Source organism: Pseudomonas sp. BC42, from assembly GCF_021560055.1.
GTDB lineage: Bacteria > Pseudomonadota > Gammaproteobacteria > Pseudomonadales > Pseudomonadaceae > Aquipseudomonas.
The window spans coordinates 3,015,568-3,041,387 of sequence record NZ_CP091067.1 but is presented as its reverse complement, the minus strand read 5'-3'; the positions used below and the strand labels follow the sequence as shown (position 1 = coordinate 3,041,387).

Here is a 25,820-nt window from a genome sequence, read left to right as displayed (position 1 = left end):
ACGGCGGCTAGGACGACTCCCGGGCCCGGGCCTCAGTGGGGGTCAGCTGATAGCGGGCCTTGAACGCCCGGGCAAAGTGCGCCTGGCTGGCAAAGCCATGGCGATAGGCAATCTCGCTGATATCCAGGCCCGCGCCCTGGGGGCTGCCCAGCAGTTGGCGGGCCAGATGCAGGCGTTTTTCCAGGATGAAGCGACTGGGCACCGTGCCCTCCAGGGCAAACAGCCGGGCCAGGTGCCGGGGAGAGATGCCGGTCTGGGCCGCCACCCGCTCGCAGCTCAGGGACGGGTCGGCCAGTTGTTCCTGGATGCACTGCTTGGCCGCCAGCAGATAGGCCCCGCTCAGGGCGTTGATCGGCCGCTCGCCCGCCTGCCCGGCAATCAGGCTGGCCAGCAGTTCGAAAGCCTGTTCCTGGTAGGCCTCGGCCTCGCCGCACAGCGGCTGCTGGAAGAACTCCCGGGTGCGTTCGCCCAGGGTGCGCAACAGCAGGCGCTGGACGCCGGTCTGCACGCCGATCTTGAGGGGCCGGTCGAAGCGTTTCAGGCAGCGCTCGGCGAACTGCACCTGGGGGATGTCGAAGATGAACTGGCGCATCGCCCCGGAGAAGCCGAACAGGTAGGGCTTGTCGGTGCGATAGACCACCAGCTCGCCCGGTTCCAGGACCTGGCAGGCGCCATCCTGGTAGAAGAACGAGCCGCTGCCGCTGACCAGCGAGACGAAGATCGATTCCTTGGGCACGCCGCGGATCATCGAGCTGTCGCGCTCCACCACATGCTGGTTGCCGACGATGCAGGCCAGGCGCATGGCGCTCAGTTGCAGGTTGTCCTGGCGCGCGCGAAATCCGCTCTCGGCGTAGGAATTGCACTTGAGTCCCACCAGGGTGGTGGCGTTGTAGTCCTCCCAGAACCTCAGGCGTTGGTCCAGGTCGACCGCCTGGGTGCTGGCGTGCCGGGTTTCGAGCAAGGCGCATGGAGACATTGTTGTTCTTCTCATGGGCGGCGGGATGTTCCCCGGACGGCAAGGCTCGGCCCGGGCACCTGGAACCCCATGATCGGCGGGGCGCGGCCATTCATTAACATCTGAACTATATAGCCTGTCAACTTCAACCGCTGTCGCCGCCGAGCGCCTGGACGCCCTTGGCGCATCGCTGGCTGCGGTCGGAAAAATCTCGTCCGAAACAGGCAAACAATGGGTCCGATCCGAGCAAACCCGTTGCCCGGCCTCCCCCTAAAGTCGGCGCTGTAGCTGCCATGACTGCCCTCGCGGCAGCCCGGGTTCCCCCTATGACCAGCATCGAGATCAACCATGCCTGAAGCCGCCACCCGTGAATTCTGGAAAGACCTGCAGCCCATCGCCCACTGCTTCAAGCCCGACGCCAAGCCCGAGGTCTACCTGCCGAACGCCGCCAGCGACGACCTGAGTCTGTACGTGCCCTTCACCGAAACCGTGTCGTCGCGGCCGCTATGGATTTCCCCCAGCGAGAACCGCTGGTGCGACATCCTCATGGCCCGCAGCGCCGGGCTGGTCAACCGCCATTACCACCCCCACGAAGTCTTCGCCTACACCCTGTCCGGCAAGTGGGGCTACCTGGAGCACGAATGGACCGCCAGCGCCGGCGACTTCGTCTACGAGACGCCGGGCGAAGGCCACACCCTGGTGGCCTACGAGCATGAACAACCGATGCGGGTGTTCTTCATCGTCAAGGGCCCGCTGATCTGGCTCGACCAACAGGGCGAGCCCGACGGTTATTTCGACGTGCATTCCTACATTGCCCTGTGCCGCGAACACTACGAAAAGATCGGCCTGGGCGCGGCCCATATCGACACCCTGTTTCGCTGATCGACGTTGCTCACGCCTCCTTTGGAGAACCACCATGGCTTATAAAAACAACAAGGCCGGTTACCAGAACACCTTGCTCGGGGTGCTGTTCCTGACTTTCGGCTTCGTCTTTTTCGATCGTCTGGCGCTGTCTTTCCTGTTCCCCTTCATGGCCGACGAACTGCAATTGAGCAACAGCCACCTGGGCATGCTGTCGTCGGTACTGGCCCTGGCCTGGGCCGTGTCCGGGGCCCTGGTGGGCGCCTGGTCAGACCGCAGCGGCAGGCGCAAGCCGCTGCTGATCGTCGCGGTGCTCCTGTTTTCCCTGTGTTCGGCGCTTTCCGGGCTGGTCACCGGCTTCCTCAGCCTGCTGCTGTTCCGCGCCATCATGGGCCTGGCGGAAGGGCCGATCCTGCCCTTGTCGCAATCCTTGATGGTGGAGGCTTCATCGCCCCAACGCCGGGGCTTGAACATGGGCCTGCTGCAAGGCTCGGCGGCGGGCCTGCTGGGGGCGGTGATCGGCCCGCCGGTGCTGATCACCCTGGCCCAAGCCTACGGCTGGCGCCACGCCTTCATCGTCTCGCTGCTTCCGGGGCTGCTGATCGCCCTGCTGATCTGGCGCTTCGTGCAGCCCGACCGGCCGCCGAGCGCGCCCCAGGTCGAGGCGCACCCGCGCCAGGGCGGCGGACAGCGGCTGGCCCTGCTGCAAAGCCGCAACATCGTGCTCTGCACCCTGATCAGTTGCGTGTTCCTGACCTGGTTCATCATCCTGATTTCCTTTACCCCGACCTTTCTGGTCAAGGTCCGCGATTACAGCCCGGCCAGCATGGGCACGGTGATGAGCTGCCTGGGCGGCGCCTGGGTGGTGTGGGGCTTCGGCGTGCCGGCGATCTCCGACCGCATCGGCCGACGACCGACCCTGGTGCTGTTCTCGCTGATCGCCGCCTGCTGCCCGATCGCCCTGCTCTACGCCACCTCACCCTGGATGCTCGGCGCACTGATGCTGCTGACCTACACCGGCCTGGGCTGCTTCACCCTGTTCATGGCCACCATCCCGGCGGAAACCGTGCCCCGGGAGGTAATGGCCACCGCCCTGGGCATGATCATGGGCATCGGCGAACTGGTGGGCGGCTTCGTCGCCCCGACCCTCGCCGGCTTCGCCGCCGACCGCTTCGGCCTGTCCATCGTCATGTGGATGTCCTGTGGCGGCGCCTTGCTGGCGGCGCTGCTGGCGCTGTTCCTCAAGGAAACCGCCCCGGCGCTGCTGGCCCGTCAACAGCGCCAGCACACCCCCTCTGTCCTGCAAGGAAACCAGCCATGAACGCACTGCGTTGGCACGCCGCCCGGGACCTGCGCCTGAGCCAGGTGCAACTGCGCCAGCCCGGCCCCGGGGAAGTCCTGCTGCAGGTCGCCTACTGCGGTATTTGCGGCAGCGACCTGCATGAATACGCCGATGGGCCGCACTCGATTCCCCATCAGGAGGCCCATCCGCTGTCCGGCTGCCGGGCGCCACTGACCCTGGGCCATGAGTTCTGCGGTCAGGTGGTAGCCCTGGGCCCCGGTGTCGATCCGAGCCTGCTGGGGCAGCGGGTGGCGGTGGAGCCGGAGTACCGCTGCGGCGAATGCCAATACTGCCGCATGGGCCAGTACAACCTCTGTGAATCCATGGGCTTTATCGGCCTGATGGGCGACGGCGGTTTTGCCGAGCAGGCCCTGGTGCCCGCCTACATGCTGCACCGGCTGCCAGAGCACGTCAGCTTCAAACAGGCCGCCGTGCTGGAGCCGGCGGCGGTGGCCTACCACGCCCTGAACCAGAGCAGCCTGCTGGCCGGCGACAGTTGCGTGGTGTTCGGGCTGGGACCCATCGGCCTGCTGCTGGTCCTGCTCGCACGGCTGCGGGGCGTGGAGCGTATCTACGCCGTGGACCTGGACCCCGAGCGCCGGCGCCTGGCCCTGGAACTGGGCGCCAGCGCCGCCCTGGACGGCGCCGACCCACAGCTGCAGGAGCGCCTGCGGCAACTGAGCGACGGCGGCCTCGACACGGCCTTCGAGGCCGCCGGCAGCCAGCAGACCCTGAGCCATGCCCTGCACTGCCTGCGCAAGGGCGGTGAGGCCGTGCTGGTGGGCCTGATGGGCCAAGTGCAGGTCGACGCCTTCCACCTGGTGAACCACGAACTGCGCCTGCTCAGCAGCGTCGGCTACCGCCATGTGTACCCCGAACTGATCGAGCTGCTGGCCAGCGGACGCCTGGACCTGTCGCGGCTGGTGACCCGCTGCCTGGCCCTGGAGCAGGCGGTGGAACAGGGCTTCGAGGCGCTATTGCACGACAAGAGTCAGATCAAGGTGCTGGTCAACCCGACGCCGGCCCTGGCCGAGGCCTGACCCATCGCTTTCAACACTCAAGACAAAAACAACAAGAAACGAGTACCCGACATGAAACCTATCCATGCGCTGTGCCCGCTGTTGGCAGCCTTGCTGCTGCCCCTTGATGGCTTCGCCGATGCCCCGGCTGCGCCCCGCAGCGGACCGCTGTCCGGGTTGGGCGACTACCTGGCCGACCAGGGCATTACGCCCCATGTGCAGTTTCTCAGCCTGGCGATGAAGAACCTCGACACCGGCCCGCGGCCCCACAGCTTCGGCAACAGCGGCGACCTGTTCGTCGGCGCCGATATCGACCTGGGCACCTTGGCCGGCCTGGACGGCGCGGCGCTGCACGTCGAGCAGACCCTGTTCATCCTCGACCAGCAGACCGGCGTGCCCACTTCGCGCAACTGGCAAGGCGCCGCCGGCAGCTACTTTGGCGGCGCGCCGATCCACAACGACCTCACCAGCCACCAGTTGAGCCTGTTGACCTACCAGCAGACCTGGCTCGACGGCCGGGTCGACCTGAGCCTGGGACGGACCAACGCGCGGCGCTATTTCTATATCTACAACTGCGAAAGCACCGTCACCTGCAACGACCCGATCATCGACTCTTCCACCGGCATCCTGCCGCCGCCCTACGGCAGTTGGGGCGGCTACCTGAAGTACCAGCTGACGCCCCAGTGGTACGTGCACGGCGGCGCCTTCGAATCCAACCCGGTGGACTACCTGAAGGAGCGCAAGGGCCTGGATTTCAGCACCGACGACGCCAGCGGCACCAGCCTGCTGCTGGGCATCGGCCGCCAGAACCAAGAGGCCTACAGCGCCCACTACGAGCTCAACGGCTACTACAACACCTCCAAACAGGTGGATCCGCTGACCGGGGCCACCGCATTCGGCAGCGGCGGCGCCTTCTTCAAGTTCCAGCAGGCGCTGTGGCGCGCCGACGCTGGCACCGGCAACGCGCCCCAGGCCTTGCTGCTGTTCGGTTCGCTGTCGGCGGCGGCCGACGACAAACAGCCCTTCAGCCAGTTCGCCGAAGCCGGGCTGACCTATCTGGCGCCCTTCAACCGGCCCCGGGACAAGCTCAACCTCAAGGCCAGCTACCTGCGCCTCAACGATCATCAACTGCGTTTCCAGCAACAGGCACGCAGCGCCAACGGCGGCGACCCGCGCCTGGGCGAGCGCAATGTCTATGCCCTGGAAGCCAACGCCCACATCGCCCTGACCCGGCAACTGGCCCTGGAGCCCAGCGTCCAGTACCTGATCAATCCGGACAATTTCTACAACCCCGAAGCCCGCGAGCTGAGCGGTAACGGCTTTGTCGTCGGCCTGCAAGTGACCCTCGACGTTGGCTCGCTGCTGGGGTTGTGAGCTGGATCTTTGTGACTGCCCAAGGAGGTATCCCCATGACTGAACACACCACGCAAACCTTCGACTACATCGTGGTCGGCGCCGGCTCCGCCGGTTGCGTGCTGGCCAACCGGTTGTCCGCCGATCCCAAGCTTCAGGTGTGCCTGATCGAGGCTGGCCCCAGCGACCGCAGCCTGCTGCCGGCGGCCTATGTGCGCACACCGGCGGGGATCATCCGCCTGATCGCCAACCCGCGCTGGAACTGGATGCATCAATTCAGCCCCCAGGCCGCCAGCGGCGACGTGCCGATCCCCTGCCCCCGCGGCCGGGTCTGGGGCGGCTCCAGTGCCATCAACGGCATGATCTACATCCGTGGTCACCGGCAGGACTTCGACCGCTGGGCCGCCGCCGGCAACCAGGGCTGGAGCCACGACGAGCTGCTGCCCTACTTCAAGCGTTCGGAGCATTTCGAACCGGGGGATTCGCCCTGGCACGGCCGGCACGGCGAGCTCAACGTCGCCGAACAGCGCAGCCCGAGCCCGGTCAACCAGGTGTTCTATGAGGCGGCCACGGAGCTGGGCTGGCGCTACAACCCGGATTTCAACGGCCCGGAACAGGAAGGCTTCGGGCCCTTCCATGTCACCCAGGTCAACGGCGAGCGTTGCAGCTCGGCCCGGGCCTTCCTGCACCCGATCCTGCAGCGGCCGAACCTGACCGTCCTGAGCAACACCCTGACCCACAGGGTGCTGCTGCAAGGCACTCGCGCCAGCGGCGTGGAGATCAGCCAGGACGGCCAGGTGCGGCAATTGCAGGCGCGCCGGGAAGTGATTCTCTGCGCCGGGGCGATCAACTCGCCGCAGTTGCTGCTGCTCTCCGGCATCGGCCCGGCGGAGGAACTCAAACCCCACGGCATCCTGCCGCGCCACCCGTTGCCGGGGGTCGGCCTGAACCTGCAGGACCACCAGGACATCGTGCTGATGTACCGCAGCGACCCGGAGCTGGGCTACGGCCTTTCGCCCAAGGGCCTGCTGCCCCTGGCCCGTTCGCCCTGGCAATACCTGACCCGGCGCCAGGGCCCGCTGACGTCGAACACCGTGGAGTCCGGGGCCTTTCTGCGCCTTACGCCCGAAGACCCGGTGCCGGAGCTGGGGCTGATCGTCGCCCCGGCCCTGAAGAACCAGCCCCGGCGCCTGATTCCCGTGGGCCATGGCATCAGCCTGCATGTGGCGGTGATGCATCCGCAAAGCCGAGGTCGGGTGCGCCTGAACTCCGCCGATCCCCACGACAAACCGCTGATTGAGGCCAACTTTCTCAGCCACCCGGAGGACTTGCGCAAACTGGTGGCCGGCTTGCGCCTGGTGCGTCAGCTGGCCGCGACCCGGGCCTTCTCCCGGCGCCTCAAGGGCGAACTGCTGCCCGGTCCGCAGGTGCAGAGCCAGGAGCAGATCGAGCAATGGATTCGCCAGCACCTGGGCACGGTGTTCCACCCGGTGGGCAGCTGCAAGATGGGCCATGACGAACTGGCGGTGGTCGACGATCAACTGCGGGTCCACGGCCTGCAGGGACTGCGGGTGGCGGACGCCTCGATCATGCCAAGCCTGATCACCGGCAACACCAACGCGGCGGCGATCATGATCGGGGAAAAGGCCGCCGACCTGCTGCTGGGCTCGTCACTGGCACAGCCGAGCGCCGAGCCCCAGGGCCACGCGTGCGCCTGAGGCCAGGGTTCAGGGGCGCTTCGGCGCCTCGGCACTCCAGAGCACCGGCCAGTTGTCATAGCCCAGGCCACTGCAATTGGGCATGCGCCGGTAGTCGGTGAGCTGGAAGGCCTGGCCGTCGAAGTGCCAGCTGGCCATTTCCCCGCAGTCGCCGATCCCGCGGCCCATGAGGAAACTGCTGAGCGTCCCGGTTTCGGGGTCATAGTTGATGCCGCCGGTATGGTCGACGCTGCCGTCCGGCAATGCCTGCATCTGCAGGGGCTGTAGCGCATAGGGCGCGGTGCGCGAGCGGCTGCTGATGTCGAACAGGCAGATATAGGCGCCGCAGTCGGAGAACTCGAACACCAGCGCCTGCTGCGCCGTCAGCGGATAGAGCTCGATGCGCGCAGGCATGACGTAGTCGTCGTCCTCTTCCGACTTGGGCGGAGGCAGTGTTTTCTGCACCGCCGCCCGCAGCCCGCTGCGCTCCCGGGCACTGAGCGGCGTCACCCCGGGATAGGGACGCAGCGCCGGGGCCGCCTGGACCCTGGGCACCGCGCTGGCCGGTTGTTCGCCGGGCGTGGCCAGGGCGCTGAGCGTGCCCTGGCGGTGCTGCACCTGATCGACCTGTTGCAGCAATTCGGCCAGCCCGGTCAGAAGCACCCGGGCCAGTTGCGCCCCCGGCAGTTCCAGCACCTGCCCGCTGCGCAACCGCGCCAGCCATTGCCGGGCCAGGGCCTGATCGTCAACCCGGTAATACTGCTGCTGCCGGGTACTGTCGGGGGCTTCCACTTCCTGCACCAGCGCCGCCAGCAAGGCGGGCTCCAGCGGGCGGCCGTCCAGGCGCAGCGCGTTGGGCTCGATAGGCGCGCCCTGGTGCTCCAGTTGCAACTGCAGCCGGCCTTCGGGACCGGCCTGGCTGCGGATGATCAGGGTCAGGTGGTTGACCGGCTCGGCAAACCCGATGTTCGGCGTGTAGAGCAGCTGGCAGTCGCGGCGGTTGTCGCAGGCGCTGATCCAGCCCTGCTGCTGCACCCACAGCGGGGTCAGTTCCGGCAGCTCCTGGGCCAGGCAGGGAGCGGCGCCAAGCACCAGCGAAGACAGCACAGCGGGACGCAGCATGACGACGCTCCTGGTCAGACAAAGGCGCGGATTCTGCCACGCTCGCCCAGGTTCGAATACCGCTATCGCCAGCGCCCCGGGGCGAGGCATCGCCGCCGCGCCGAACGGCCCGGCGCCAGCGCTCAAGGGCCTGGCGCCAGCGCTCAAGGGCCTGGCGCGTCGGCCCCTGGCGGGTTCGTCTGGCCCTGGCGCGCGCGGTATTCCCCCGGCGCGGTCTTGGCGTAACGCTGGAAGAAGCGGCTGAAATAGGCCGGGTCCTTGAAGCCCAACTGGTAGCAGATTTCATTCACTGAACTGGCGGTGAACAGCAGCAGGCGCTTGGACTCCTGCATCAGGCGCTCGTACACCAGGCGCTTGGACGGCAGGTCGGCAATGCGTCGGCAGACATCGTTGAGCCTCGCCTCGGTCACCCCCAGGGTGCTGGCGTAACGCGCCAGGGGCCAGTGCTCCAGGTAGCGGGCCTCGATCAGCTCGTTGAAGCGATGGAAGATCTGCAGGTCTTCGTGGCGCGCCGGACGCGCCGTCAGGGAATTCGCCGACAGCCTGAGCAGGCTGATCATCAGCAGCCGGGTCAGGGCTTCCAGGGCCGGCTCGCGCCCCGCGTCCTGCCCGGCGATTTCCTGCTGCAACTCATGGAACAGGCACTCCAGGCGCCGCACCTCGCCGACGAACTGCGGCCCCAGCCGCGCCAGGGCCACGCAGGCCGGTGGCACCAGCGGCGCGGGGGCCAGCGTCGGATCGGCGCCGATCAGCTCCCACACCAACTGCTGGCGCACGGTGAGCACGTGGCCCTCGCTGTCGGCCTCGGTGACAAAGGCATGGGGAATGGTCGGCGGGGTGAGAAAGAACATCGGTCCCGACTCCAGGTACTGCTGGTCATCGAGGTAAACCCGCACCGCGCCGCTTTGCACGTAATGCACCTGGAAGAAGCGGTCATGGCGGTGCACCGGCATGTTGCGGCCGAAGAAGCCGGCCAGGTTGCTGAGCTTGTCGTAATGCACCTGGGCATCGGCGTAACGCTGATCGTAGACCTGGCCGATGTTGATGTTGGGAATGGGTTGACGTGGGTTCATGGCACCCTTCTGTTTTTTATTTTTCAGCACGCAAAGCGTTGGCATCCTGCGCGATTCGCGGCTTGCCCGCCAGGGCATGAGGCAATAGTTCGGGCCGTCGCTTGACGATTGTTAACATATTAAATATAACGTTAACACATTAACGAATTCACCCCGCCAGCGGCAAGCGCACAGCGGGGTCCGACACCAGGAACCAGGAGACGCTCGATGAGCCGTGCACTGAACGATCACGCCGGCGGCACCCTGTTCGGCGTTGCGCTGAACTACCAGGGCTTGCTGCAGAGCCATCTGCAAAGCTTCACCCAGCCGCCCTACCAGAAGCCTCCGGTGAAGCCGGTGCTGTTCATCAAGACCCCCAACACCCGCAACAGCCATGAAGCACCGGTGGTGTTTCCCAAGGACGTCGAGCGCCTGCAACCGGGCCCGGCCCTGGGGGTGGTGATCGGCAAGCGTGCCAGCCGGGTGCGCCTGGAGGACGCCCTGGAGCATGTGGCCGGCTACACCATCGTCAACGAGTTCAGCCTGCCGGAAGACAGCTACTACCGCCCGGCGGTCAAGGCCAAGTGCCGCGACGGCTTCTGCGCCATCGGCCCGGAGCTGGTGCCGGCCGCCGGGATCAGCGATCCCCACGACCTGAGCCTGGAGCTGTTCGTCAACGGCGAGCGGGTGCAGCACAACAGCACCGCCAACCTGGTACGCAGCATCCCCCAGCTGATTGCCGAGATCAGCGAATTCATGACCCTGCATGCCGGAGACGTGCTGATCACCGGCACCCCCGAGGGCCGGGTCGATGTGCGGCCCGGCGACCGGGTCGAAGTACAGATCAGTGGCCTGGGCCGCCTGGCCAATCGCATCGTTGCCGAATAAGGAACCGACATGAAACACGCGCGCATCCGTTATCAGGGCCAGGTCCACGACGCTCGGGTCACCGGCCCCAACACCCTGCAATTGGAGGACGGCCGGGTCCTGGCCGAAGACCAGGTGCAGTGGCTGCCGCCGGCCACCGGCACCCTGTTCGCCCTGGGCCTGAACTACGCCGACCACGCCGCCGAACTGGCCTTCAAGCCGCCCACCGAGCCCCTGGTGTTCATCAAGTCGCCGGGCACCTACACCGGCCACAAGCAGGTGACCTGGCGCCCGGACAACGTCGCCTACATGCACTACGAGTGCGAGCTGGTGGCGGTGATCGGCAAGACCGCGCGCAACGTCAAGCGCGAGGACGCCCTGGACTACCTGGCCGGCTACACCCTGTGCAACGACTACGCGATCCGCGATTACCTGGAGAACTACTACCGGCCCAACCTGCGGGTGAAGAACCGCGACGCCACCACCCCGGTGGGTCCGTGGATCATCGACGTGGCCGAGGTGCCCGAGCCCAACAAGCTGACCCTGCGCACCTGGGTCAACGGCGAGCTGCGCCAGCAAGGCAGCACCGCCGACATGATCTTCGACATCCCCTACCTGATCGAATACCTGTCCAGCTTCATGACCCTGCAACCGGGGGACATGATCGCCACCGGCACCCCCGAAGGCCTCAGCGATGTAGTGCCCGGCGATGAGGTGGTGGTGGAGATCGAAGGCATTGGCCGGCTGGTCAACCGCATCGTCAGCGAAAGCGAATTCTTCGCCCATCACGCCCACCCAGAGCCCACCGCCGTGGCCAAGGAGCACGCATAAATGATCAAGCACTGGATCAACGGCCGCGAAGTCGAAAGCCGTGAAGTCTTCACCAACTACAACCCCGCCACCGGCGAAGCCATTGGCGAGGTGGCCAGCGGCGGCGCCGAGGAGATCGCCCAGGCGGTGGCCGCGGCCAAGGACGCTTTCCCGAAATGGGCCAATACCCCGGCCAAGGAGCGCGCGCGATTGATGCGCCGCCTGGGTGCGCTGATCGAGGAGAACGTGCCGCACCTGGCGGAGCTGGAAACCCTGGACACCGGTCTGCCGATCCACCAGACCCGCAACGTGCTGATTCCCCGGGCCTCGCACAACTTCGATTTCTTCGCCGAGGTCTGCACCCGCATGGATGGCCACAGCTATCCGGTGGACGACCAGATGCTCAACTACACCCTGTACCAGCCGGTGGGCGTCTGCGCCCTGGTGTCGCCATGGAACGTGCCGTTCATGACCGCCACCTGGAAGACCGCGCCCTGCCTGGCCCTGGGCAACACCGCGGTGCTGAAGATGAGCGAACTGTCGCCGCTGACCGCCAACGAGCTGGGCCGGCTGGCGGTTGAAGCCGGGATTCCCGCCGGGGTGCTGAACATCGTCCAGGGTTACGGCGCCACCGCCGGCGATGCCCTGGTGCGCCACCCGGACGTGCGGGCGATTTCCTTCACCGGCGGCACCGCCACCGGCAGGAAGATCATGCAGACCGCCGGCCTGAAGAAGTACTCCATGGAACTGGGGGGCAAGTCGCCGGTGCTGATCTTCGAGGACGCCGACCTGGAACGGGCCCTGGACGCCGCGCTGTTCACCATCTTTTCCCTGAACGGCGAACGCTGCACCGCCGGCAGCCGGATCTTCATCCAGGAAAGCGTCTACCCGCAGTTCGTCAAGGAGTTCGCCGCCCGGGCCAAGCGCCTGATCGTCGGTGACCCGCAGGACCCCAAGACCCAGGTCGGCTCGATGATCACCCAGGCCCACTACGACAAGGTCACCGGCTACATCCGCATCGGCCTGGAAGAAGGCGCGACCCTGCTGGCCGGCGGCCTGGAACGTCCGGCCAACCTGCCGGCGCACCTGGCCCGCGGGCAGTTCATCCAGCCCACGGTATTCGCCGACGTCGACAACCGGATGCGCATCGCCCAGGAAGAGATCTTCGGCCCGGTGGTGTGCCTGATCCCGTTCAAGGACGAGGCCCAGGCCCTGCAACTGGCCAACGACACCGAGTACGGCCTGGCCTCCTACATCTGGACCCAGGACATCGGCAAGGCCCATCGCCTGGCCCGGGGCATCGAGGCCGGCATGGTGTTCATCAACAGCCAGAACGTCCGCGACCTGCGCCAGCCCTTCGGTGGCGTCAAGGGCTCGGGCACCGGCCGCGAAGGCGGCGAATACAGCTTCGAGGTGTTTGCCGAGATCAAGAACGTCTGCCTCTCCATGGGCAGCCATCACATCCCGCGCTGGGGCGTGTAAGGTTTACAACCGTCCCGGATCACGCCAACAAGAAGATGTTTCAGGAGAAGCACCATGGGCGAAGTCGTCATGGCCGCCAAGGTCTGCCACGTTCCATCGATGTACCTGTCCGAACTGCCGGGCAAGCACCACGGCTGCCGTGAGGCGGCCATTGCCGGGCACAAGGAAATTGCTCGCCGCGCCCGGGCGCTGGGGGCCGACACCGCGGTGGTGTTCGATGTGCACTGGCTGGTCAACAGCGGTTACCACATCAACTGTGGTGAAGCCTTCAACGGCACCTACACCAGCAACGAGCTGCCGCACTTCATCAAGAACATGACCTACGACTACCAGGGCTGCCCGGATCTGGGGGAGCTGATCGCCGCCGAGGCCAACGCCGCCGACGTGCGCACCCTGGCCCACAACATCCCCAGCCTGGAGCTGGAGTACGGCACCCTGGTGCCCATGCGCTACATGCACATGGACGTACCCGCCGCCGAGCACTTCAAGGTGGTGTCGATCGCCGCCTGGTGCGCCTGGCACAAACTCGAAGACAGCTTCACCTTCGGCGCCGCGGTGCGCCGGGCGATCGAAAAGAGCGAGCGCAAGGTCCTGGTGCTGGCGTCCGGTTCGCTGTCCCACCGTTTTTCCAACGACCGCGAAGCCGAGGCCAACATCCACAACTGGACCCGGGAATTCGACAAGCAGGTGGACCAGCGGGTGGTGGAGCTGTGGCAGCAGGGTCGCTTTCGCGAGTTCTGCGCCATGCTCCCGGACTACGCCACCAGTTGCCATGGCGAAGGCGGCATGCACGACACGGCAATGCTCCTGGGGCTCTTGGGCGGGCCTGAACACAACCGCCCGGCGGAGATCGTCACGCCGCTGTTCGGCAGCTCCGGCACCGGCCAGATCAACGCCATTTTCTAGAAGCAGCAGCAAGCTTCCAGCCACAAGCTGCAAGACCACATCGACAGCAGCGGCAAGTCGCCAATCTACAGCCGCAAGAGAACCCTCTTGCAGCTTGTAGCTTGCCGCTTGCCGCTGCCTCCGAAGGAGGCCTCCGTGCCGCATTTCATCGCTGAGTACACCGACAACATCGAACAGGCCGCCGATCTGCCAGGGCTGTTCACCAAGGTTCATGACTACCTGGGCGCCACGGGCGTGTTCCCCCTGGGCGGCATTCGCAGCCGCGGGGTGCGCCTGGACACCTGGCGCATGGCCGACGGCAAGCACGACTACGCCTTTGTCCATATGCGCCTGCAGGTGGGTGCCGGTCGTGACTTGGCCACCCGGCGCCAAGTGGCCGAGGAGCTGTTCGAGATCATCAAGGCGCACTTCGCCGAGCTGCAGGCGCAGCGTTTGCTGGCCCTGTCGTTCGAGATGAGCGAGCTGGAGGCCGAGCTGAACTTCAAGCACAACAACGTGCATGAGTTCCTGCGCGGACAGGCCTGAGCATTGTGCCGGCCCTTTCGCCGGCAAGCCGGCTCCTACACAACGCCCATGCCACCCGTAGGAACTGGCTTGCCAGCGAACAGGCCCGCAAGCCAGGCGCCAGCCCCGAGGCAGACTTCGCTGGCATGCCGACCCACACAAGAACAATAACGAGCTCTCCCCATGTCCCATCCCGCAATCGCCGAGGCTCCTGTGGCCGAGGTCAACGACTGCTATCGCAAGATCACCTGGCGGCTGATGCCGCTGTTGTTCGTCTGCTACATCTTCGCCCACCTGGACCGCATCAATATCGGCTTCGCCAAGTTGCAGATGACCCAGGACCTGGGCTTCAGCGACAGCGTCTACGGCCTCGGCGCCGGGCTGTTCTTCGTGGCCTATGCGCTGTTCGGGGTGCCCAGCAACCTGGCCCTGGAGCGGGTCGGCCCACGGCGCTGGATCGCCTTGCTGATGCTGGTCTGGGGCCTGCTGTCCAGTGCCCTGATGCTGGTGGACAGCGCCTGGGGCTTCTATGTGCTGCGCTTTCTGCTGGGGGTTGCCGAAGCAGGCTTCTTCCCCGGCATCCTGGTGCTGCTCAACCGCTGGTTCCCGGCCAGCCGCCGGGGTCAGGTCACCGCGCTGTTCGCCATCGCCGTACCCATGGCCGGGGTCATCGGTGGCCCCTTGTCGGGCTGGATCCTGGAAAGCTTCCACGGCTTTGGTGGCCTGCGCGGCTGGCAATGGATGTTCCTGATCGAAGGCCTGCCGGTGGTCCTGTTGGGGCTGGTGGTGCTCAAGGCCCTGCCGGAAAGCATCGAGCAGGTGGACTGGCTGACCCCGGCGCAGAAAACCTGGCTGCGCCAGGCCCTGCAACAGGAAGAACAGCGCAAATCGATCACCCGCTTCAGCGGCATCCTCAAGGATCGCCACGTCTGGCTGCTGGTGTGCATCTACTTCGCGGTGATGCTGGCGGTGAACACCATCGCCTTCTGGATGCCGACCCTGATCCATCACGCCGGCATCGCCCGGGACAGCAATGTCGGCCTGCTCAGTGCCCTGCCCTATCTGGCCGGCTGCCTGTTCATGCTCGGCATCGGCCGCTCTTCGGACCGCCTGCGCGAGCGCCGCTGGCATTTGGCGATACCGCTGCTGATGTCCAGCCTCGGCCTGATCCTCACCGGGCTGGCCCCAGGCAACCCGTGGCTGGTGATGTTCGGCCTGCTGGTGGCCGGCATGGGCGCCAGCGCCGCGTTGCCGATGTTCTGGCAACTGCCGCCGGCCTTTCTGGCCAGCAACACCCAGGCCGCGGGCATCGCCCTGATCAGTTCCTTCGGCAGTGTGGCCGCCTTCCTCGCGCCCTACCTGATCGGCGTGGTGCGCGACGCCACCCAGAGCGCCAGCCTGGCCCTCTATGCCCTGTCCCTGCTGATCGCCCTGGGCGCCTGGCTGGTGCTCCAGGTGCCGGCCCATATCGTCAACCCTCAGGAGAAATAACCATGCTCAGCCCCTCGGATATCCAGGAAGCCGCCGCGCGCCTGAATGCCGCCGAACGCAGCCGCGAACAGATCGGCCAGTTGTCCCTGCAATACCCCGACATCAGCATCGAGGAGGCCTACGCCATCCAGCGCAGCTGGGTGCAACAGAAGATCCGCGACGGGCGCAAGCTGGTGGGCCACAAGATCGGCCTGACATCGCGGGCGATGCAGGTGTCGTCGAACATCACCGAGCCGGATTTCGGCGCCCTGCTGGACGACATGCTGTTCGATGAAGGCACGGACATTCCCTTCCAGCGCTTTATCGTGCCGCGGGTCGAGGTGGAGCTGGCGTTCATCCTCGGCAAGCCCTTGAAAGGCCCTCACTGCACCCTGTTCGATGTGCTGGACGCCACCGACTGGGTGATCCCGGCCCTGGAGATCATCGACGCCCGCATCCAGCAGGTGGACCCGCAGACCCAGGCCACGCGCAAGGTGTTCGACACCATCTCCGACAACGCCGCCAACGCCGGGGTGGTGATGGGCGGCCGCGCCGTGCGCCCCGGGGATGTGGACCTGCGCAAGGTGCCGGCGGTGCTCTACCGCAATGGCGTGATCGAGGAGTCCGGGGTGTCCGCGGCGGTGCTCAACCACCCGGCCAAGGGCGTGGCCTGGCTGGCCAACAAGCTGGCGGCCCATGACGTCGGCCTGGAAGCCGGGCAGATCATTCTCGGCGGCTCCTTTACCCGCCCGGTGGCGGCCCGTCCCGGGGATGTCTTCCACGTGGACTACGATCAGTTGGGCAGCATTGCCTGCCGCTTTGTCTGAGGAGACGGCCATGGATATGCCACTGAACCTGTTCAAACAACGCCTGCAACACAGCGAACCGCAGATCGGCCTGTGGCTGGGGCTGGCGGACGGCTACTGCGCCGAACTGGCGGCCAACGCCGGTTTCGACTGGCTGCTGCTGGACGGCGAACACGCCCCCAACGACCTGCGCAGCCTGCTGGCGCAGTTGCAGGCCATCGCCCCCTACCCAGCCCAGGGCATCATCCGCCCACCGATCGGCGACACCGCGCTGATCAAGCAATTGCTGGACATCGGCGCCCAGACCCTGCTGATCCCCATGGTCGAAAGCGCCGAGCAGGCGCGCCAGCTGGTGCGCGCCATGCACTATCCGCCGCGGGGGGTGCGTGGCGTGGGCAGCGCCCTGGCCCGGGCATCGCGCTGGAACAGCATCGCCGACTACCTGGACCGGGCCGATGAACAGATGTGCCTGCTGGTGCAGGTGGAGAACCTCGAAGGCCTGCGCAACCTGGATGAGATTCTCGCGGTGGACGGCGTCGATGGCGTGTTCATCGGCCCGGCGGACCTGTCCGCGGCCATGGGCCATCGCGGCAACCCCGGGCACCCGGACGTGGTGGCCGCGATTGAAGACGCCATCGTGCGGATTCGTCGAGCGGGCAAGGCCGCAGGGATTCTCAGTGCCGATCAGCGCCTGGCGCGGCGCAGCATCGAACTGGGGGCGAATTTTGTCGCGGTAGGCGTGGATACCACCGTGCTGATGAAGGGCCTGCGGAGTCTGGCCGGCCAGTACAAGACCCTGGACACCCCCACCCGCGACGGCGGGGTCTACTGACGGGCGATGGCCGTAGGAGCCGGCTTGCCGGCGAAGGCGTTCTCGCGGGTGGTGCAAGGCTTGGCGGGCTCTTCGCTGGCAAGCCAGCTCCTACACGGGGGGGCAAGGTTCGCGGGGCTTTTCCGTAGGAGCCGGCTTGCTGGCGAAGGCGTTCTCGCGTGTGGTGCAAGGCTTGGCGGACTCTTCGCTGGCAAGCCAGCTCCTACAAGGCGTTGCGGGCCAGGTGCCAGACGCGGGCGATGTCGGCAGCGCGTTCGCGCAGCAGGCGCGGGGCTTCGCGGCAGGCCTGTTCCAGGCTCATGGGGCCTGAGGTCAGGGCGAAGGCTGCATCCACGCCGTGGGCATACATCTGCTGGTAACCCTCGCCCAGGGTGCCGGCAATGACGATCACCGGAACGCCCTGCTCCCGGGCAATGCGCGCTACGCCAAACGGCGTCTTGCCCCGCAGGGTCTGGGCGTCGAAACGCCCTTCGCCGGTAATCACCAGATCGGCACCGCGCACGGCCTGTTCCAGGCCCACCAGTTCCGCCACCACTTCCACCCCCGGGCGAAATTGCGCGCCGAGGAACGCCTTGGCGGCAAACCCCAGGCCGCCAGCCGCGCCGCTGCCGGGTTCGTCACGCACGTCCTTGGGCAACACCTCGGCACAGAGGTCGGCGAAGTGCCCCAGGGCCCGGTCCAGCGCTTGCACCTGTTGCGGCGTGGCACCTTTCTGCGGGCCGAAGATCGCCGAGGCACCGTGATCGCCACACAGCGGGTTGTTGACGTCGGCGGCGATTTCAAAGCGCACCCGGGCCAGACGCGGGTCCATGCCGTCCAGTTCGATGGCGGCCAGATCAGCCAGGGCCAGACCACCACGGGGCAGTGCCTGGCCCTGGCGATCCAGCAATTTGAGACCCAGAGCTTGCAGGGCGCCGGCGCCGCCATCGTTGGTGGCACTGCCGCCGATGGCCAGGATGATGCGTTGGGCCCCGGCATCCAGCGCGGCCAGGATCAGCTCCCCGGTGCCGAAGGTGCTGCTGTTGCAGGCATCGCGTTGGTCCAGCGCCAGCAATTGCAGGCCACTGGCCTCGGCCATTTCAATGATTGCCGTGTGGCTCTGGGGCAGCCAGCCCCAGCGGGCTTCGACCGGCGCCCCCAGCGGCCCCTGGACCCGATGATGGCGCAGTTGCCCGTCACAGGCGGCAAGAATCGACTCCACCGTGCCCTCACCGCCGTCGGCCATCGGGCATTGGCACAGCTCGGCATCGGGCCAGACCTCGGCCAGCCCCTGGGCAATGGCCTGGGCCACGCCTGCGGCACTCAGGCTGTCCTTGAACGAGTCGGGGGCGATGATGATCTTCATGGGGCGTTCTCCGGTTCTTGTGCCGCCATGCTGCCACTTGGCGCAGGCGCTGACCCCGGGCCGCTGCACAAGTCCGAGGGCGCTTTATTGTTCATTGCTACAACGGCGCAACCTCGCCTAGCGTTGAAACCGCTGCCGCAGTCTGCGAACGGGCGCGTAGCGCTCGCGAGGGTCTTGAAGGCGATGCAGGTTTGACTGGAGATTGCCAAGCAAGGCCCTGCGGGCCTTTGCGCAGCCTCGCTGAAGCTCGGCAGCGGCTACAGGGGGTTGTGTTGAGCCGTGTTGGGGGGCAGCAATTGCACCCCCAGGTACAGGGCCAGCATGCCGTCCAGGCGCAAGGGGTCGACGCCGCTGAGTTCGGCGATGCGCTCCATGCGGTAGCGCAGGCTGTTGCGGTGGATGCCCAGGGCGTCGGCGCAGGCCTGGCTCTGGCCATCGTGGTCGCACCAGCTGCGCAGGGTCGCCAGCAACTGGCCGTTGCTGTCCTTGGCCAGCACCTTGCGCAACGGGGTCAGCAATTCGTCCAGGGCGTCGTCGTTGCGGTGGCGCCAGAGCATCACCGGCAGGCGGTAGCGGTTGAGGGTCAGCAGGCGCGAGTCCGGCAGCAGGTCGCGGCCGTAGGCCAGCAGGTCGCTGACCCGGCGATAGCAACGGCGCAATCCGGCCAGGCCATCGGCCTGCCCGCCCACGGCGACCCGCAGGATGTTCCAGCCCTGACCGTCGAGTTTCTCCAGCAGCCGCGGGTTGTCCAGGCCGAGGTTCGCCGGGCGACACCAGAGCAGGGAAGTCTTCGACGAACTGACGCACCAGCTGTCCGGGTAGCGGCTCATCAGCCAGGCGCTGAGGGTCTCGACGCCCTGCCCCACGGGCTGTTCCGGCGCCAGTTCGAACAGGTAGGGCGTGCGCGCCAGTTGCGGCTTGAGGCCCATCTGCCGGGCTTCGTCCACCAGGCGCGGGGAGTCGCCGCCGTCGCTCAGGAGCAGGGCCAGCAGATCGTCGCAACGCTGGCGCCGCCATTGCTGCTCGGCCTGCTGGTGACGCTGGCCCACCAGCATCTCGGCGGTCATGCGCACCAGTTCGGCGTAGGTACGCAGCAAGGCCGGATCGCCGGTGATGCCCAGCACCCCGATCAGCCGCTGGTCGTGCAGCAGCGGCAGATTGATTCCCGGTTGCACGCCCTTGAGCCGCTGCGCGGTGGGCGCGTCGATCTCCACCACCCGACCGTTGGCCAGCACCAGTTGCGCGCCTTCATGCCGGGTGTTGATCCGCTCCGGCTCGCCACTGCCGAGGATCAGGCCCTGGCTGTCCATGACGTTGACGTTGTAGGGCAGGATGGCCATCGCGCGGTCGACGATGTCCTGCGCCAGGTCATGATCGAGTTCGAACATAGGGAGAGGATCCTTGGACATTGTTCAGTGGCACAGGGGCCGTGGCCAATCGCTGTGCGCCGGCACAAAGACAGCGACCGCGGCGTGACCGAGACTCTCGGGGCGGTCAACGTTACCCTTGCACCGCGAAAAATCATAATAAAGAGAGACACACCATGTCACAGAGCGCCGCTGTCCCACTGGCCCAGGCTGACGACAAGAACGCCGTCTACAAGCGCATCACCCTGCGCCTGATCCCCTTCATTTTCGTCTGCTACCTGTTCAACTACCTCGACCGGGTCAACGTCGGCTTTGCCAAGCTGCAGATGCTCGACGCCCTGAAGTTCAGCGAGACGGTCTACGGCCTGGGGGCCGGGATCTTCTTCATCGGCTACGTGCTGTGCGGCGTGCCGAGCAACCTGGCGCTGAACCGGTTCGGCCCGCGGCGCTGGATCGCGCTGATGATGATCACCTGGGGCACCCTGTCCACCTGCCTGCTGTTCGTCACCACGCCGACCCAGTTCTATACCCTGCGCCTGTTCACCGGGGCCGCCGAAGCCGGGTTCTTCCCCGGGGTGGTGCTGTACCTCTCGCAGTGGTTCCCGACCTTTCGCCGGGGCCGGATCATGGCCCTGTTCATGTCGGCGATCCCGGTGTCCGGCTTGCTCGGCAGCCCGTTCTCCGGCTGGATCCTCAACCATTTCGCCGCCGGGCAAGGCGGCCTCGCCGGCTGGCAGTGGATGTTCCTGCTGCAGGGCATTCCCACGGTGGTACTGGGCGCCCTGGCGTTCTTCCTGCTCAGCGACAGCTTCACCCACGCCAAGTGGCTGACACCCGCTGAACGCGCAGTGCTGGCCGCCGACCAGGCCAGCGACGCCGCCAACCAGCCGAAAACCGCCAGCGACTCCCTGGCCGCGGTGTTCAATAACCCGGCGATCTGGGCCTTCGGCCTGATCTATTTCTGCATCCAGAGCGGGGTCTACGCGATCAACTTCTGGCTGCCGTCGATCATCAAGAACCTGGGCTTTGCCGACAACCTGGTGATCGGTTGGCTGAGCGCCATTCCCTACCTGCTGGCGGCGGTGTTCATGCTGCTGGTGGGGCGCTCGGCGGATCTGCGCAAGGAGCGCCGCTGGCACCTTGTCGTACCGATGCTGATGGGCGCCGTGGGCCTGCTGATCGCGGTGAATTTTGCCACCAACCCGGCCCTGGCCATCCTCGGCCTGACCCTCGCCACCATGGGCGCCCTCACCGGCCTGCCGATGTTCTGGCCGGTGCCCACGGCCCTGCTCAGTGCCGGCGCGGCGGCCGGCGGCCTGGCGCTGATCAACTCCATGGGCCAGATGGCCGGCTTTCTCAGCCCCTACCTGGTCGGTTGGGTCAAGGACAGCACCGGCTCCACCGATGCCGCGTTGTACCTGCTGGCGGCGGTCATTGTCGGCGGCAGCCTGCTGGCCCTGCGCATGACCCGCACCCTGAACCGCTGAGCCGCGGCAACGCCAAAAGCCCGTTCGAGCCCAGGCTGGAACGGGCTTTTTTCAGCGCCGGCGTCAGTCCGGCGCACCGGCGTGCCGGGTGTAATCGTGACTGATGGTCAATGCCCCCGCCGCCGGAGCATCCAGCTCCAGCACCAGCCCCCCGGGCAGACGGACGAAGATCTGCCAGATGCCGTCTTCCGGCACCTGCGCCACTTGATGCTCCAGGCCACTGGCTTGCACCCGCCGCAATACCGCTTCGGCCGCCTCCTGGGTGCTGAAGGCGATATGGCTCAGTTGCGGCTCGGGGCTATCGGCCTGCTCGATGACGTGGACCAGCGCCTGCCGGTCCTGATACAGCCAGCGCCCGGGAAAGGGAAACGGCGGGCGCCGTCCCCTTTGCAGCCCCAGCAAGTTGGCGAACGCCGCCTGCAACGCCTCGCCCTCGGCGACGTTGAACGCCAGGTGGTCGAAGCGCCAGTTCACAGCAGGCCACCGCCATCGACGTCGATCAGGCTGCCGCTGATAAAACCGTTTTCCATGGCCAGGATAAAGGCCGCGGCGATGTCGTCCGGCTGGCCGACACGGCCCACCGGCAGGCTGGCGGCCGTGCGCGCGAACATCGCCTGACGAGCCTCCTCGGACATCCCGGCATAGGCTTCGGTGGCGGTGACCCCGGGGCTGATGACATTCACCCGACGTGGCGCCAGCTCCTTGGCCAGGTGCTTGCCCAGGGCTTCGAGGGCGGCATTGAGGGTGGTCTTGAGCACCTGCCCGGGGACCATTTTGCGCGACAGCAGGCCCGAGGTCAGGCTGATGCTGCCGTGGGGCGCCAGATGGGGCAGCGCCGCCTGGACCGCGCGCCACACGCCCCAGAACTTCACCTCGAACGCCCGCTGGGCCTCCAGCAGATCGGTGTCGGCCAGGGGCTTGGCGGTGATCGCCGGACCGGCACTGATCACCAGATGGTCAAAGGCCCCCACGCTGCTGAACAGATCGCGGACGCTGGCGGCATCGGTGATATCCACGACGAGGCTGTGGGCCGATGCCGGCAACTGCGCCTGCTGGCGCTGCAGGGCATCGAGGCTGCGCCCGGCCAGCACCACCCGGGCACCCCGTTCAGCGGCCTGACGGGCCACCGCGGCGCCAATGCCGCTGCCGGCGCCGATCACCACCACGGTCTGCCCGGCCACGCTTGAGTTGGAAAGAGTCATTGCGATCACCTGTTGCGATTGAAAGTGATTGCATCTTCCCAGCTTGCCAATCGAGGAAAAATACCGCTAAAACGCAAAGATCTTTAAAGGATTTTTATTAATGAGCTCGATCCTCGACCTGGAAATCTTCGTGCGCACCGCCGACTCCGGCAGCCTTTCCGCCGCCGCCCGCTCCCTGGGCCTGACCGCGGCCGCCGCCAGCATCGCTCTCAAACGTCTGGAAACCCGCCTCGGCAGCCGCTTGCTGGCCCGTTCCACCCGCAGCATGCGCCTGACCGAGGAAGGCCGGCGCTATCTGGACAGCGTGCGCCTGGCCCTGGCCACCCTGGAGGACGGCGAGCAGGCGCTCAAGCAGCAGAGCCAGGGCCTGAGCGGGGTGCTGCAACTGTCGGCGCCCTCGGATTTCGGGCGCAACGCGCTGCTGCCCTGGCTTGACGACTTCAAGGCCGAACACCCGCAACTGCGCCTGCAGCTGCGGCTCAACGATCGCCGCGCCGACCTGTTCCGCGATGCCGTGGATGTGGCCCTGCGCTTTGGCGTGCCCGAGGATTCGAGCCTGGTGGCCCTGCCGATCCTTCCCGAGCATCGGCGCGTGGCCTGCGCCAGCCCGGCCTATCTGGCCCGCTGCGGCACCCCGCGGTCGCCCGAGGATCTGTCGCACCACAGCGCCCTGCTCTACCTGCGCAACGATCGGCCCTATGACAGCTGGCGCTTCAGCCGTGGCGCCGACACCCGCGAGGTGCCGGTGCGCGGCGACTACCTGTGCGACGACGGCGAAGTGGCCCGGCGCTGGGCCCTGGCCGGCCACGGCATCGTCTACAAGGCCCGGCTGGATGTGGCCGAGGACATTCGCGCCGGGCGCCTAGTGCCGCTGCTCGACGACTGGCAAGGGGAACTGACGCCCTTCAACCTGCTGTGCCCCCATCGCTTGCAGGTATCGGAGCGGGTGCGGCTGCTGCATGGCTTTGTGTTGCAGCGCTGTCGGGCGCTGTGCCCGTGTTGAGCGCCAGTCCGGGGGCGGCTGGCGGCTGCGCGGTTCGCCGGCAAGCCGGCTCCTACGCAATGTCCTCGCAGGTGATCTCACGGGCCTCTTTGCCGAAAAGCCGGCCCCGGCGAGGAGGCGCCATTCAGGCATTGCGCAAGGCCGGTGTTGTGGTATTTGATGGGCGCCCAGCCTGGCCGGAAATGCCCCGGCCACCCCTCTAGCACAAGGATTTCGCCCATGAGCTATCGCATCCTCGGCCATTCCGGTCTCAAGGTTTCCACCCTGACCCTGGGCACCATGATGTTCGGCGAGCAGACCAGCACCGAAGACTCGCTGCGCATCATCGACAAGGCGTGGGACCAGGGGATCAATTTCATCGACACCGCGGACGTCTACACCCAGGGCCGCTCCGAGGAGATCGTCGGTGAAGCCATCGCCCGCCACCGCCATGAGTGGGTGCTGGCGTCCAAGGTGGGGTTCGGCCCGGTGGACGGCCTGCCCAACCGCAGCGGCTTGAGCCGCAAGCACATCTTCAACGGCATCGAGGCCAGCCTGACCCGCCTGGGCACCGACTACCTGGACATCTACTACCTGCACCGCGAGGACCACAACACCCCGCTGGACGTGAGCATCTCGGCCATCGGCGACCTGCTGCGCCAGGGCAAGATCCGCTACTGGGGCCTGTCCAACTACCGGGGCTGGCGGATCGCCGAGGCGGTTCGCCTCGCCGACCAGCTGGGGGTGGACCGCCCGGTGATCAGCCAGCCGCTGTACAACATCGTCAACCGTCAGGCCGAGGCCGAGCAGATCACCGCGGCCAAGGCCTATGGCCTGGGCGTGGTGCCTTACAGCCCGCTGGCGCGGGGTGTGCTCAGCGGCAAGTACGCCCCGGATGTGGCCCCGGACAGCGGCAGCCGCGCCGGGCGTCAGGACAAGCGCATCCTGGAAACCGAATGGCGGGTGGAGTCCCTGCGCATCGCCCAGCAGATCCAGGCCCACGCCCGGGGCCGCGGCGTCGATATCGTCGAATTCGCCATCGCCTGGGTCTTGAACAACCAGGCGGTGAGCTCGGCCATCGTCGGTCCGCGCACCGAGGCCCAGTGGGATGCCTACACCCGGGCCCTGGCGGTGCAGATCAGCGCCGAGGACGAAGCCTTCATCGACTCCCTGGTGAGTCCGGGGCATGCCTCGACCCCGGGCTTCAATGACGTCGGCCACTTCGTCTCGGGTCGTTTTCCGCACTTGGGCTGAATGACGCCGGTGGCGACGCAAAGGCGCGCGCCACCGGCCTCGGGCTCGACCGGCCGTGTTGCACCTTGGCCATAAACGAGAAAAATTCCCGCCACGATGGCGCAATCAGAGCAAAAAACTCGCGCCTGACCCTCTATATTGCCCCTCGCTTCTGCGCCCTTATTTCTATGTGTCCCGAGCGTTCGGGTATTACGAGGACAGTGTGTCTAAAGGTATTGCGTTATCGGTCCTGGCGTCGGTGCTGTTTGCCGTCATGTATTTCTACACCTCGCTGCTGGCGCCCCTGACCGGGGTGGAGATCTTCGGCTGGCGCATGCTGCTGACCCTGCCCTGCATGACCCTGTTCATGATCTTCAGTGGCGAGTGGCACCGGGTCGGCCAAGTGCTGCGCCAGGTGGCAGGCAAACCGCTGCTGAGCCTGGTGTTGCTGCTGTCGTCGGTCCTGGTGGGGGTGCAGCTCTGGCTGTTCATGTGGGCGCCGCTCAACGGCTACAGCCTGGATGTGTCCCTGGGCTATTTCCTGCTGCCGCTGACCATGGTCCTGACCGGACGCATCGTGTATGGCGAGCGTCTGTCGCGCTTGCAGAAAGTCGCCACGCTGCTGGCCTGCTTCGGGGTGCTCAACGAGCTGTATCAAGTGGGCAGTTTTTCCTGGGCGACCCTGGTGGTGGCTTTGGGCTACCCGGTGTATTTCGTCCTGCGCCGGCGCCTGGGCACCGATCATCTGGGCGGCCTGTGGCTGGACATGGCGCTGCTGATCCCGGTGGCACTGTGGTTTGTGCAAGGCGGCGAACAGGGATTTGCCGTGGTCGACAGCCACCCCGGCCTGTACCTGCTGATTCCCCTGCTGGGGGTGATCAGCGCTTCGGCGCTGGCGTGTTATGTCATTGCCAGCCGCTTGCTGGCCTTCAGCCTGTTCGGCCTGCTCAGCTACGTGGAACCGGTGTTGCTGCTGTTTGTCGCGTTGCTGCTGGGGGAAAGCATCAAGGCCGGGGAATGGCTGACCTACATACCGGTCTGGCTGGCGGTGCTGGTGCTGGTGCTTGAAGGGGTCAAGCACCTGATGCGCCAACGCCGCATCTGACGGACGCGCCCGCGTTGGCCC

The 25,820-nt window shown here is 66.5% G+C and carries 24 protein-coding genes; 17 read left to right on the top strand and 7 right to left on the bottom strand.

The window, feature by feature from the left end; translation table 11 throughout:
• Positions 1–7 precede the first annotated feature (7 nt).
• Complete coding sequence (locus tag L1O02_RS14125) at positions 8–976, bottom strand: AraC family transcriptional regulator (RefSeq protein WP_060839572.1); 969 nt, start codon at positions 974–976, stop codon at positions 8–10.
• Positions 977–1,303: 327 nt separating this feature from the next.
• Between L1O02_RS14125 and L1O02_RS14120 the strand changes: the two genes are divergently transcribed.
• From L1O02_RS14120 to L1O02_RS14100, 5 genes are read left to right on the top strand one after another with little or no spacing between them, the layout of a single operon-like run.
• Complete coding sequence (locus L1O02_RS14120; RefSeq protein ID WP_060839573.1) at positions 1,304–1,837, top strand: 2,4'-dihydroxyacetophenone dioxygenase family protein; 534 nt, start codon at positions 1,304–1,306, stop codon at positions 1,835–1,837.
• 34 nt (positions 1,838–1,871) lie between these two features.
• On the top strand, positions 1,872–3,137 hold the full coding sequence (locus L1O02_RS14115; protein ID WP_235760109.1) for an MFS transporter: 1,266 nt from the start codon (positions 1,872–1,874) through the stop codon (positions 3,135–3,137).
• Positions 3,134–4,198, top strand: a complete 1,065-nt coding sequence (locus tag L1O02_RS14110) for a 2,3-butanediol dehydrogenase (protein ID WP_129405603.1) — start codon at positions 3,134–3,136, stop codon at positions 4,196–4,198. The genes L1O02_RS14115 and L1O02_RS14110 overlap by 4 nt, the downstream gene beginning before the upstream one ends.
• A 51-nt stretch (positions 4,199–4,249) precedes the next feature.
• The gene (locus L1O02_RS14105) at positions 4,250–5,551 is read left to right on the top strand and encodes a carbohydrate porin (RefSeq protein WP_129405604.1); all 1,302 of its coding nucleotides are present in this window, start codon (positions 4,250–4,252) and stop codon (positions 5,549–5,551) included.
• 35 nt (positions 5,552–5,586) lie between these two features.
• On the top strand, positions 5,587–7,248 hold the full coding sequence (locus tag L1O02_RS14100; RefSeq protein ID WP_235760108.1) for a GMC family oxidoreductase N-terminal domain-containing protein: 1,662 nt from the start codon (positions 5,587–5,589) through the stop codon (positions 7,246–7,248).
• A 9-nt stretch (positions 7,249–7,257) separates the two neighbouring features.
• Here L1O02_RS14100 and L1O02_RS14095 read toward each other — a convergent pair whose 3' ends face one another.
• A complete protein-coding gene (locus L1O02_RS14095; RefSeq protein ID WP_235760107.1) occupies positions 7,258–8,349 on the bottom strand; it encodes a DUF1176 domain-containing protein in 1,092 nt (363 codons plus the stop codon).
• 143 nt (positions 8,350–8,492) lie between these two features.
• Positions 8,493–9,422 (bottom strand): 4-hydroxyphenylacetate catabolism regulatory protein HpaA, encoded by a 930-nt coding sequence (hpaA, locus tag L1O02_RS14090; RefSeq protein ID WP_129405607.1) that lies wholly within the window; start codon positions 9,420–9,422, stop codon positions 8,493–8,495.
• A gap of 207 nt (positions 9,423–9,629) precedes the next feature.
• Between hpaA and L1O02_RS14085 the strand changes: the two genes are divergently transcribed.
• The 8 genes from L1O02_RS14085 to hpaI all read left to right on the top strand — a co-directional run bounded on the left by L1O02_RS14085 (position 9,630) and on the right by hpaI (position 17,078).
• Positions 9,630–10,289, top strand: coding sequence for a fumarylacetoacetate hydrolase family protein (locus L1O02_RS14085; protein WP_235760106.1), 660 nt, complete (start codon positions 9,630–9,632; stop codon positions 10,287–10,289).
• Between the two features lie 9 nt (positions 10,290–10,298).
• Positions 10,299–11,099 (top strand): fumarylacetoacetate hydrolase family protein, encoded by an 801-nt coding sequence (locus tag L1O02_RS14080; RefSeq protein ID WP_235760105.1) that lies wholly within the window; start codon positions 10,299–10,301, stop codon positions 11,097–11,099.
• The gene (gene hpaE, locus L1O02_RS14075; RefSeq protein ID WP_102863283.1) at positions 11,100–12,560 is read left to right on the top strand and encodes a 5-carboxymethyl-2-hydroxymuconate semialdehyde dehydrogenase; all 1,461 of its coding nucleotides are present in this window, start codon (positions 11,100–11,102) and stop codon (positions 12,558–12,560) included.
• Between the two features lie 54 nt (positions 12,561–12,614).
• Positions 12,615–13,466, top strand: coding sequence for a 3,4-dihydroxyphenylacetate 2,3-dioxygenase (gene hpaD, locus L1O02_RS14070; RefSeq protein ID WP_235760104.1), 852 nt, complete (start codon positions 12,615–12,617; stop codon positions 13,464–13,466).
• A 135-nt stretch (positions 13,467–13,601) separates the two neighbouring features.
• Entirely contained in the window at positions 13,602–13,991 is a 390-nt protein-coding gene (locus L1O02_RS14065; protein WP_235760103.1) for a 5-carboxymethyl-2-hydroxymuconate Delta-isomerase, read from the top strand.
• Positions 13,992–14,153: 162 nt separating this feature from the next.
• On the top strand, positions 14,154–15,461 hold the full coding sequence (locus tag L1O02_RS14060) for an MFS transporter (protein ID WP_108545440.1): 1,308 nt from the start codon (positions 14,154–14,156) through the stop codon (positions 15,459–15,461).
• Positions 15,462–15,463: 2 nt separating this feature from the next.
• Positions 15,464–16,267: a 2-oxo-hept-4-ene-1,7-dioate hydratase gene (hpaH, locus tag L1O02_RS14055; protein WP_108545441.1), complete on the top strand. Its 804-nt coding sequence runs from the start codon at positions 15,464–15,466 to the stop codon at positions 16,265–16,267.
• Between the two features lie 10 nt (positions 16,268–16,277).
• A complete protein-coding gene (gene hpaI / locus L1O02_RS14050) occupies positions 16,278–17,078 on the top strand; it encodes a 4-hydroxy-2-oxoheptanedioate aldolase (RefSeq protein WP_108545442.1) in 801 nt (266 codons plus the stop codon).
• A gap of 202 nt (positions 17,079–17,280) precedes the next feature.
• On the opposite strand, the gene L1O02_RS14045 is transcribed toward hpaI, so the two are convergent.
• Both L1O02_RS14045 and L1O02_RS14040 read right to left on the bottom strand, forming a co-directional pair.
• Complete coding sequence (locus L1O02_RS14045; RefSeq protein WP_235760102.1) at positions 17,281–18,423, bottom strand: glycerate kinase; 1,143 nt, start codon at positions 18,421–18,423, stop codon at positions 17,281–17,283.
• A gap of 257 nt (positions 18,424–18,680) precedes the next feature.
• Positions 18,681–19,811, bottom strand: coding sequence for a sugar diacid recognition domain-containing protein (locus L1O02_RS14040; RefSeq protein WP_060839589.1), 1,131 nt, complete (start codon positions 19,809–19,811; stop codon positions 18,681–18,683).
• A 155-nt stretch (positions 19,812–19,966) separates the two neighbouring features.
• On the opposite strand from L1O02_RS14040, the gene L1O02_RS14035 reads away from it, so the two are divergent.
• On the top strand, positions 19,967–21,277 hold the full coding sequence (locus L1O02_RS14035; RefSeq protein WP_108545444.1) for an MFS transporter: 1,311 nt from the start codon (positions 19,967–19,969) through the stop codon (positions 21,275–21,277).
• 63 nt (positions 21,278–21,340) lie between these two features.
• Here the strand turns inward: L1O02_RS14035 and L1O02_RS14030 are convergent, their stop codons facing one another.
• Positions 21,341–21,751 (bottom strand): hypothetical protein, encoded by a 411-nt coding sequence (locus L1O02_RS14030; RefSeq protein ID WP_060839591.1) that lies wholly within the window; start codon positions 21,749–21,751, stop codon positions 21,341–21,343.
• Entirely contained in the window at positions 21,748–22,479 is a 732-nt protein-coding gene (locus tag L1O02_RS14025) for an SDR family oxidoreductase (protein WP_108545445.1), read from the bottom strand. The genes L1O02_RS14030 and L1O02_RS14025 overlap by 4 nt, the downstream gene beginning before the upstream one ends.
• Positions 22,480–22,579: 100 nt before the next feature.
• Here L1O02_RS14025 and L1O02_RS14020 point away from each other — a divergent pair, with 100 nt between their 5' ends.
• From L1O02_RS14020 to rarD, 3 genes are all read left to right on the top strand, one after another.
• The gene (locus L1O02_RS14020; protein ID WP_235760101.1) at positions 22,580–23,482 is read left to right on the top strand and encodes a LysR family transcriptional regulator; all 903 of its coding nucleotides are present in this window, start codon (positions 22,580–22,582) and stop codon (positions 23,480–23,482) included.
• Between the two features lie 219 nt (positions 23,483–23,701).
• A complete protein-coding gene (locus tag L1O02_RS14015; protein WP_235760100.1) occupies positions 23,702–24,715 on the top strand; it encodes an aldo/keto reductase in 1,014 nt (337 codons plus the stop codon).
• Positions 24,716–24,917: 202 nt separating this feature from the next.
• Positions 24,918–25,799, top strand: a complete 882-nt coding sequence (gene rarD / locus L1O02_RS14010) for an EamA family transporter RarD (protein ID WP_235760099.1) — start codon at positions 24,918–24,920, stop codon at positions 25,797–25,799.
• Positions 25,800–25,820 lie beyond the last annotated feature (21 nt).

Coding starts and splice junctions, on each gene's coding strand:
- L1O02_RS14125 (WP_060839572.1), bottom strand. CDS start 976: ATGTCTCCATGCGCCTTGCTCGAAACCCGGCACGCCAGCACCCAGGCG.
- L1O02_RS14120 (WP_060839573.1), top strand. CDS start 1,304: ATGCCTGAAGCCGCCACCCGTGAATTCTGGAAAGACCTGCAGCCCATC.
- L1O02_RS14115 (WP_235760109.1), top strand. CDS start 1,872: ATGGCTTATAAAAACAACAAGGCCGGTTACCAGAACACCTTGCTCGGG.
- L1O02_RS14110 (WP_129405603.1), top strand. CDS start 3,134: ATGAACGCACTGCGTTGGCACGCCGCCCGGGACCTGCGCCTGAGCCAG.
- L1O02_RS14105 (WP_129405604.1), top strand. CDS start 4,250: ATGAAACCTATCCATGCGCTGTGCCCGCTGTTGGCAGCCTTGCTGCTG.
- L1O02_RS14100 (WP_235760108.1), top strand. CDS start 5,587: ATGACTGAACACACCACGCAAACCTTCGACTACATCGTGGTCGGCGCC.
- L1O02_RS14095 (WP_235760107.1), bottom strand. CDS start 8,349: ATGCTGCGTCCCGCTGTGCTGTCTTCGCTGGTGCTTGGCGCCGCTCCC.
- hpaA (WP_129405607.1), bottom strand. CDS start 9,422: ATGAACCCACGTCAACCCATTCCCAACATCAACATCGGCCAGGTCTAC.
- L1O02_RS14085 (WP_235760106.1), top strand. CDS start 9,630: ATGAGCCGTGCACTGAACGATCACGCCGGCGGCACCCTGTTCGGCGTT.
- L1O02_RS14080 (WP_235760105.1), top strand. CDS start 10,299: ATGAAACACGCGCGCATCCGTTATCAGGGCCAGGTCCACGACGCTCGG.
- hpaE (WP_102863283.1), top strand. CDS start 11,100: ATGATCAAGCACTGGATCAACGGCCGCGAAGTCGAAAGCCGTGAAGTC.
- hpaD (WP_235760104.1), top strand. CDS start 12,615: ATGGGCGAAGTCGTCATGGCCGCCAAGGTCTGCCACGTTCCATCGATG.
- L1O02_RS14060 (WP_108545440.1), top strand. CDS start 14,154: ATGTCCCATCCCGCAATCGCCGAGGCTCCTGTGGCCGAGGTCAACGAC.
- hpaH (WP_108545441.1), top strand. CDS start 15,464: ATGCTCAGCCCCTCGGATATCCAGGAAGCCGCCGCGCGCCTGAATGCC.
- hpaI (WP_108545442.1), top strand. CDS start 16,278: ATGGATATGCCACTGAACCTGTTCAAACAACGCCTGCAACACAGCGAA.
- L1O02_RS14045 (WP_235760102.1), bottom strand. CDS start 18,423: ATGAAGATCATCATCGCCCCCGACTCGTTCAAGGACAGCCTGAGTGCC.
- L1O02_RS14040 (WP_060839589.1), bottom strand. CDS start 19,811: ATGTTCGAACTCGATCATGACCTGGCGCAGGACATCGTCGACCGCGCG.
- L1O02_RS14035 (WP_108545444.1), top strand. CDS start 19,967: ATGTCACAGAGCGCCGCTGTCCCACTGGCCCAGGCTGACGACAAGAAC.
- L1O02_RS14025 (WP_108545445.1), bottom strand. CDS start 22,479: ATGACTCTTTCCAACTCAAGCGTGGCCGGGCAGACCGTGGTGGTGATC.
- L1O02_RS14020 (WP_235760101.1), top strand. CDS start 22,580: ATGAGCTCGATCCTCGACCTGGAAATCTTCGTGCGCACCGCCGACTCC.
- L1O02_RS14015 (WP_235760100.1), top strand. CDS start 23,702: ATGAGCTATCGCATCCTCGGCCATTCCGGTCTCAAGGTTTCCACCCTG.